A 1,603-nucleotide genomic window follows, 5' to 3' on the forward strand; every position below is an offset into this window, starting at 1 on the left:
TGAACTGCGCCCTGTCAAGTGGACAGTAAAAAAATAAAAATCTATGCCGCAGCCTGGTACCGATATTCTAACGGTGTTAGGCTGTTTAATTTCGTTTGGTATCGTTCTTCATTATAAAATTCCATATAAGCGTCAATATCGTCCACTAATTCTTCATAGTTCTTGTAATGCGTTAGGTCATAACATTCGCATTTAAAATGGCCAAAGAAGCTTTCTATCGGTGCATTATCAATGCATTTACCAATCCGGGACATACTACGGGTCATGTTAGCTTCAGTCGTAATCTGACGGTATTCCTTCGATGTGTACTGTGAACCACGATCACTATGGATTAACGGAGATGCATCTGGATTGGATTCTATCGCTTTCTTAAGCGTATTCATTACTAAAGGATTGTCGTTAAACCTTCCGACTTCATAGGCGACAATGGATCCATCATAGAGATCTTTAATCGCACTTAAATAAGCTTTCCTGTTCAGACCAAATTTTAGATGCGTGATATCTGTTACCCACTTCTCATTTGGTTTGTCCGCAGTAAACTCCCGATTAAGAACATTCTCTTCGATATGAACAAAGCTAGTCTTGGTGGAATAGCCATTTGAACGGCGAATAAAGGATTTCAAACCTAATTCAATCATTAAACGTCGAATGCGTTTGGGGCTGTACTTTTTCTTATAGTGGCGATTAATCGCCATCGTTATTCGCCGATAACCCCAAGTGCCTCGGCGCTGTTTAAATATCCTCTGGATTTTCTCCATCAGCCATTCATTTTCTTTTTGTTGATCTGTAGGTTCGTGTTTCAGCCATTTATAATATCCAGAACGGGATACATTTAAGATCTCGCTGAGTAATGAAATCGTGATGCCTGTTTCCTCATGATAGTCATGAATAGCCTGAAATTCAGCTAAATGAATGCCTAATCTTCCCGACCCATCCCCCTTTCGATTTCCTTTAACTTTTTTAATAGACCATTCTCCGCCTCCAAGTATTGATTACGATGCTTCAACTCCTGAATACGAAGTTGTAATTTTTCTTCCTCTGTCAATACCGGCTTCGAATCTAACGACTTTCCACGTCGGTCCTGAAGAGCTCGCTCCCCATCCTGTTGGTATTTACGAACCCAGCTATAGACTTGTTGATAGGAAACCTGATATTTCTCTGTGGCCTTTTGGTAATTCAAGTTATTGGCAATGGTGTATTGAGTAATTTCTATGCGCTCCTGAAATGTTGTCTTGCGCCCCTTATTCATTTCTTCTCTTCCCCCAGTAGATTTAAACTCTTTCCCACTAGTATAATGCTTTACCCACCGGGATAAAACAGAACGACTTGAAATATCGAATTTTTTACAGGTCTCTTCTAAGTTACCCTCATGGTTCAAGTAAAACTCGACTGCTTGCATCTTCAATTCTTTAGGGTACGTTTTCGGGCTCGTTGATTCTTTTAAGCCCTCTACACCATGTAGTTGATATTTGCGCATCCAAGCATGAATGGTAGTGTCGCTAACATTGTATTTTCTTGCAACAATACTATCAGGCAGCTCCCCCTCTAGCACGCACAATACAGCTTGAACCCTTTCATCCAATGTGTGTTTCATTACTTTCTC

At 40.3% G+C, this 1,603-nt stretch carries 1 protein-coding gene; it reads right to left on the reverse strand.

All coding sequences use genetic code 11. The annotated features are described in order from the left end of the window. Window positions 1–41 precede the first annotated feature (41 nt). Window positions 42–1,594, reverse strand: a protein-coding gene (locus tag L3V42_RS17960) for an IS3 family transposase (RefSeq protein ID WP_238472624.1) whose coding sequence is annotated in 2 segments (ribosomal slippage) — window positions 42–949 and window positions 949–1,594 — 1,554 coding nt in all. Because the reading frame shifts where the segments join, the coding sequence is not laid out codon by codon here. Window positions 1,595–1,603: the final 9 nt, after the last annotated feature.

It is taken from the genome of Oceanobacillus alkalisoli, assembly GCF_022213125.1.
GTDB classification, from domain to species: domain Bacteria; phylum Bacillota; class Bacilli; order Bacillales; family Amphibacillaceae; genus Oceanobacillus; species Oceanobacillus alkalisoli.